The organism is Alteromonas sp. 4NH20-0056 (assembly GCF_057539655.1).
In genome coordinates this window covers 334,336-340,335 of sequence record NZ_BAAJLS010000005.1, presented here as the reverse complement: position 1 = coordinate 340,335, position 6,000 = coordinate 334,336, and the positions used below count along the sequence as shown (strand labels likewise).

At 43.1% G+C, this 6,000-nt stretch carries 8 protein-coding genes and 2 tRNA genes; 3 read left to right on the top strand and 7 right to left on the bottom strand.

All coding sequences use genetic code 11. From position 1 onward, the window contains the following. Positions 1 to 23 precede the first annotated feature (23 nt). Entirely contained in the window at positions 24 to 902 is an 879-nt protein-coding gene (locus AC27EZ_RS12020; RefSeq protein ID WP_487135539.1) for an EamA family transporter, read from the bottom strand. 129 nt (positions 903 to 1,031) lie between these two features. On the opposite strand from AC27EZ_RS12020, the gene AC27EZ_RS12015 reads away from it, so the two are divergent. Next, on the top strand, positions 1,032 to 1,925 hold the full coding sequence (locus tag AC27EZ_RS12015) for a hypothetical protein (RefSeq protein ID WP_487135538.1): 894 nt from the start codon (positions 1,032 to 1,034) through the stop codon (positions 1,923 to 1,925). 27 nt (positions 1,926 to 1,952) lie between these two features. On the opposite strand, the gene AC27EZ_RS12010 is transcribed toward AC27EZ_RS12015, so the two are convergent. The 6 genes from AC27EZ_RS12010 to AC27EZ_RS11985 all read right to left on the bottom strand — a co-directional run bounded on the left by AC27EZ_RS12010 (position 1,953) and on the right by AC27EZ_RS11985 (position 4,982). Further along, complete coding sequence (locus AC27EZ_RS12010) at positions 1,953 to 2,774, bottom strand: HAD family hydrolase (RefSeq protein WP_487135537.1); 822 nt, start codon at positions 2,772 to 2,774, stop codon at positions 1,953 to 1,955. 126 nt (positions 2,775 to 2,900) lie between these two features. Continuing rightward, a complete protein-coding gene (locus tag AC27EZ_RS12005; protein WP_487135536.1) occupies positions 2,901 to 3,248 on the bottom strand; it encodes a TusE/DsrC/DsvC family sulfur relay protein in 348 nt (115 codons plus the stop codon). Beyond that, complete coding sequence (locus AC27EZ_RS12000) at positions 3,248 to 3,517, bottom strand: hypothetical protein (protein ID WP_487135535.1); 270 nt, start codon at positions 3,515 to 3,517, stop codon at positions 3,248 to 3,250. The genes AC27EZ_RS12005 and AC27EZ_RS12000 overlap by 1 nt, the downstream gene beginning before the upstream one ends. Further along, positions 3,517 to 3,873, bottom strand: coding sequence for a sulfurtransferase complex subunit TusC (tusC, locus tag AC27EZ_RS11995; protein WP_487135534.1), 357 nt, complete (start codon positions 3,871 to 3,873; stop codon positions 3,517 to 3,519). The genes AC27EZ_RS12000 and tusC overlap by 1 nt, the downstream gene beginning before the upstream one ends. Further along, positions 3,873 to 4,262, bottom strand: a complete 390-nt coding sequence (gene tusD, locus AC27EZ_RS11990) for a sulfurtransferase complex subunit TusD (RefSeq protein WP_487135533.1) — start codon at positions 4,260 to 4,262, stop codon at positions 3,873 to 3,875. The genes tusC and tusD overlap by 1 nt, the downstream gene beginning before the upstream one ends. Before the next feature lie 54 nt (positions 4,263 to 4,316). Continuing rightward, positions 4,317 to 4,982 (bottom strand): Bax inhibitor-1/YccA family protein, encoded by a 666-nt coding sequence (locus tag AC27EZ_RS11985; RefSeq protein ID WP_487135532.1) that lies wholly within the window; start codon positions 4,980 to 4,982, stop codon positions 4,317 to 4,319. Positions 4,983 to 5,220: 238 nt separating this feature from the next. Between AC27EZ_RS11985 and AC27EZ_RS11980 the strand changes: the two genes are divergently transcribed. Continuing rightward, positions 5,221 to 5,312, top strand: a tRNA-Ser gene (locus tag AC27EZ_RS11980). Between the two features lie 313 nt (positions 5,313 to 5,625). After that, positions 5,626 to 5,717 (top strand) — tRNA-Ser (locus AC27EZ_RS11975). Positions 5,718 to 6,000: the final 283 nt, after the last annotated feature.

Genomic DNA, 6,000 nt, shown 5'->3' with positions numbered 1-6,000 from the left:
GCCTCTTGGCTGCTTTTTTATTATTAAGACAGAGTTTCTGCTTGTTTTTGTCGTTGTGTGATGGAGCTTCCTGCCGTCGCTATAACGACCATGCCAACCGCTAGCCACTGAGACAAGGTTAGTGTTTCATCAATAATAATAAATGCCGCCACTGCAGCGATGGCAGGTTCTACGCTCATCATTATACTGAAGGTTTGTTTGGGCATGTTGCGCATGGCATTCATTTCAAGGGTATAGGGAAGGGCAGATGACAACACGCCTACAGCTAGCCCCATCAGCAAAGCAAAAGGTGTTAGCAGCACCGCGCCTTGGCTCAATACGCCAACGGGAACTATGCCTATCGCAGCGACAAGCATGCCAAGCGTTACAGTAACCCCACCAGAACCCTCATTACCGGTTTTATTACCGAAAACAATGTATCCAGCCCAAAATGCGCCTGCAGTGAGTGCAAGCAAAACACCAATAGGGTCTAGACTATCCGATGATGTGCCTATGTCTGGCAATAATAAGCAAACGCCGACAACCGCCAGTAATGCCCACGCTACATCACGTTTCGATTTTGCACTGAAAAATGCCACGGCAAGCGGACCGGTGAATTCAAGGGCAACACCAATGCCCAAGGGAATACGCGCAATAGCAAAATAAAAAATGATATTCATCGCCCCTAAACAAATTCCGTAGAAAATAACGTTACGCCAACCCCGTGGCGATAAACGTGCCTTCCATGGTTTGAAAATCAGTGTGAGTATTGCCGCGGCAAAGAAAACACGAAGCGCACTTGTTCCTTCTGGCCCTGCAATAGGGAAGAGTTGTTTCGCAAACGAGGCGCCAGATTGGATAGTTATCATCGCCAATAAAACGGAAGCTATAGCCAGTAAGAAACGGTTGTTCACGGCGTACATTGACTCAAGTAAGGTTAAGAGGCGAGAATTATATTGAGTTTGAGAATAAAATGCTCATGTTAAAACAATCTATGTTAGTGCACCGTGATAACGTGTATTACTCACCTGTATTTATACTAAGAAGAAAAAATGAAATATTCGAGGCGTGCAATATTGTGGGGCGCGTTAGCGGTAGTGGGTTTTTTCGCTGCCGTTTATCATTACCACGATCACACGCTTATCTCATCAGAGCCGGCTAACAATGTCGTGAAAGCTGAAAACGCTATTTCAAGCAATAACGACGTCAGCAAAGCAACGGATGTGGTTACGCGTAACATTGTATTGCATCCTGATTCAAGTTGGAAATTATCATCGCCTCTTGCGTTGTCTATTGACGCACTTTTAGTTATGGCACGTTCAGATGACAACGAAGCGCGCTACATATTGGCGCGAAACCTTGAGTATTGCTACTTCAGCGCTAAGAGTGAGGTGGAGTATGAAGGAAAACGTCAACAGGCCTTAAGCTTTAGCGACGCAGACAGCGCAATAACACGTATCGATTTACGTTATCGCTACTGTGCCGACATTAAGCCATCTGCGTATGACGCCTTTTTCAGTCATTTAGAAGCGTCAGCCGCTGGCGGGTTTACTTTAGCGCAGGAACATTATGGGGCGTTATATGCCAACCTCTATATGAAAGTTCAAGGGTTTAGTGATCTTAAAAGAGATGACTATATTGCGAAACGAGACGCATTCGAGAAGAGAAAAGTTGAATTCTTAGACCATGCTATGCGTTCAGGCAGTATAAATGCGATGGCGCGTTTATCTCAGCATGCTTCACAACAACTGGGTTCATATGGTCTAGTAGAGTCTTATGCGATAAACAACACAATCATGCAGCTTACAGATGACAATACGGTGTTTAATCGCTATGCATGGTTAAATGAAAAGCTTGAACAGCGGCTCACGCAGACTGAAGTGCTTGACGCATTAGCGCAATCTCAAGCGCTGATAGCGACAATTAATAATAGCCCGACGTTATAAATAGACAGTGATATATTAACGCACAATTTAAAGCGAAAAGCGCTCTCGTAAGAAACGGGCAATGCCGTCTTCATCATGATGCCCGATAATAGAGCTTGCCGCTGCTTTTATTGCTGGCTTTGCGTTACTTGGCGCATAGCACTCGTCGGCCAGCTCAAACATGCTCATATCATTATCGCTATCACCAAAGCAAATCACGTTGCTAGCACCTAAATGTTGTTTGAGATTTTGAACCGCACTCCCTTTGCTGGCCATTCTGTGGTGCACATCCATCCAACTATATTCATTTCCTTCTATCGCAGGCCCTGAATACGCAATTAATGAGTCGAAGCCGTTTATGTACTCCCACATTTGGTGAATCGTCTCTGCATTTCCAATCATACTAATGTTGGTGATTTGCGGCTTCTCTGGGAGTGTATCTAAGGGCAGCAGCGTGACCTTCGTTCTAGCAAAGTACTTGTTGACTAAGTCTTCTTCAACCTGATGCTGCGTAGCGCTGTGATAAATTATATGGTGGTGGTCGCTGCCTACTGTGTTTACAAAAGGGGTAATGCCATTACTAACTGCACAATTAAGCACTGTACTTAGTTCACTGTCGTCAAGCAGATTGTCGAGCGTAAGTGCGTCGTTAGTAGGGTCCCAGACCGCTACGCCATTGCTGTATATATGAGGTAGCGCAAAATGATGATCTTTTATGATATCCCGAGCAGAAAGCATGGTTCTTCCTGTCGCTACCGTGAATGCGACATCATTTTCTTTTAGAAGGGCGAGTGTTTCTTTTGTATACGGAGAAATTTCAGATTGTTTGTTAAGTAACGTTCCGTCTAAGTCAAAAAAGATGAGATCCATAATTACCGCTATGCTGCTGTGTTGTATAACTCAATAATACGCGAGTTATATTGCAATCGTTTAACGATTATAAAATTAATTCCTGAATTCGTTAAAAAGGAGAAGTTTTCCGCCTAGGTGAGGGGATTACAGACATTTCGCGGGCTTGGGTAGACCGGCAAGCTTGGTTGCTTGTTTGGCAGGGCCTTTACGGAATAAGCGCTGTAAATAACGGCTGTTGCCTTTCTCAGGCCCATATTTAGACGCCATAGCCTTAACCAAGGCTCTAATTGCGGGGCTAGTTTCATACTCTTCATAAAAAGCGCGAACAAAACGTACAACCTCCCAGTGAGCGTCGGTAAGTTCTATTTGCTCTTGTTCTGCAAGTAGTGGAACCATCTCTTCGCTCCAGTCGGTGTAATCCAGTAGATAACCCGCTTTGTCGGTAGCAATATAAGCCTGGTTCCATTCAATAAAATACGAGGGTTGTGACATTATAAGGTTATCCAATGAGGGTGTTGTCGAGAAAGTCTTGCAAAAGCGTGTGCTGAAATCGCCGTGGCATGAGGCGAAATTGGTATACCTCTGCGCTGCGCGTCAATATCGAGTACAGCAATATTCAAATCATTTAACACTGGAACCTGCTGTGCATACACACCATCACCCTGAAGCACCAATGAAACGATGTGATTACCTTGCATAGCAGCTTTGATAAGCGCCTCAGATGCTTCACTAATAAACGGTTTTTCAACAATAATCAGCATTAGAATGTAACCACATGATCGCTAGATGAAATAAGTTCAATTTGCTGCGCCGCGGTAACGAAAGTAGCATCGATGGCGTCCATCACATCATTAACGTTTACCCCGCGTTGTGTCGCACTTATTTGGCAGACAAAACACGATTCAATATCAAAAAAAGGCATAGAGGCAAGACGCTTGCTATGATTTTTTACACCTTTAATTGACGCTGATTTTACGAGCTGAAAAACACCATCGTCTTTAAAGAGTACGCTTACGGTATGGCCAAAGTTAGTCGCTGCTAATGCAAAATCAAGCCCTTCTTGAGCGGTGCTACTGCCATAAGGTGTTTGGGTAAAGCAAATAAGTAAAGATGCCATTAGAACTGAACCAATCTATCGCAATTGTGAAGCGCAGAAAAAAACTCGCCAAGACCCGCCTGTCGGAAGGGGGCAACTAAGTTTGCGCCATCGATACCGTTTTCTTTTGCTTCATCACCGCTCACCACACCACGCTTTATCGCGGCGGTAATACATACCAACAACGAAGTATGTTGTGATGCAAAAAGTTGAATCCAATAATCGTAAGGATAAAATTCATCGCCAGACTGCACGGCAAAGTGATTGCAATGATGTACACCCTCACCGTAAAAAAACACGTTATCCACGGTATCGCCATTTTCAAGCACACCGTCGATAAAACTTTTCACACGAAGCGCAGCGTCACCGTGGTAGGGCCCAGAAGTAAGTAGAATTGAATAGTTCGCCATAGAAATAAAAACACCCCAATTAAGGGGTGTTTATCTTACCCATTAATATTTTACTTAATCATCGCCGCCAAATGCACCAAGTAGGTGTAGCATTGACGTGAACAAGTTATAGATGTTCAAGTATAACGAAACTGTAGCGCGAATGTAGTTTGTTTCACCACCGTTCACTATTCGGCTTGTATCAAACAGAATAAAGCCTGACATAATGAAAACGATAGCAGCACTAATGGCCAAACTAACCGCCGGAACAGCAAAAAACAGATTGGCAATAGCGGCGACTAAAACAACAACTAAACCGACAACCAAGAATCCACCCATAAAAGAGAAGTCTTTCTTCGTGGTAAGTGCGTAGCCCGATAATGCAAAGAAAACCAACGCTGTTGCGCCTAAGGCTTCCATGATTAAACCTGGACCCGCCACGCCGAGATAGAAATTAAGTGTGTAGCCTAACGAACCACCCATTAAACCAGTGAAAAGGAACACCCAGTAGATGCCCGACGCTGAGTCGGCCTTTTTTTGCACAACAAATAAAGTGATGAAGGCGCCGATGGTCATAACTAATGACATAATAGGTGAAATGCCTACTGCCATCGCTATACCAGCACAAACCGCACTAAACGCTAACGTCATTGCCAATAACATGTATGTGTTACGTAATACTTTGTTAGTTTGCAATACCGACGGTTGAGATGCACTAGAATACATCGAACGTTGATCCATTGTTTCCTCCAATAGGACTATGATATGACCAAAATGGTACAATTGTTATTAGTGTATGTTGTATGGGTTTTAGTTCACATTTTCAAGTAGTTTCAGATGAATTTAGTGCCATAAACAGATAAAAAGGTTTCGGTCGCGCAATAATTATCGTATTTGTTTGAATTCTCGACAGTTAAACAACTTTTTAAAATTTTTCCTTTACAGCGAAAAAAATATCATTAAGATACGCAGCACTTAAGGAGAGTTGGCAGAGCCCGGTTTAATGCACCTGACTTGAAATCAGACGTGGGGTCAAACCCACCGGGGGTTCGAATCCCTCACTCTCCGCCATATTAGAGAAGCCCGCACATTGTTGCGGGTTTTTTTATGCCCAACTACTTTTAGTGGGCCATAAACATGTGTTGATAAAAATGCATCTTCTAAAAGCGTCTCTAATGCGATTATGAAGACACGCAGTAAATAAACACCTCGTTTTATAATAGTCACTCGGTGAAAGGGCGAGTGTACGCAGTATAAATTGAATGATATTTAGCATAAGAAATCAAAAAGTAATCACATTGTTCATCTATTCGTCACTTGAATGACTTTAGTTAAATAAGTGCTTTACAGTGAAAAAAATATCATTAAGATACGCAGCACTTGAGGAGAGTTGGCAGAGCCCGGTTTAATGCACCTGACTTGAAATCAGACGTGGGGTCAAACCCACCGGGGGTTCGAATCCCTCACTCTCCGCCATATTAGAGAAACCCGCACATTGTTGCGGGTTTTTTTATGCCTACGATTACCCGCGTCTTCAGTTGCGAAACATGCTACTTCAATCTACGCAATTACTATCTACACATTAGCAATACGCGTTCAGTTCTTAATCAAACACTTAACAATCATCTAATTAAAGAAAGATAAATTGATCTCGCTGTGTCTTATTTCGGTAATGACTGGTTATCTACAGGTAATACAATGTATTGTATAAAGCACTGCCTATTTCAACATGAGCAAATGTTGAGTGTAAACGTGTGCA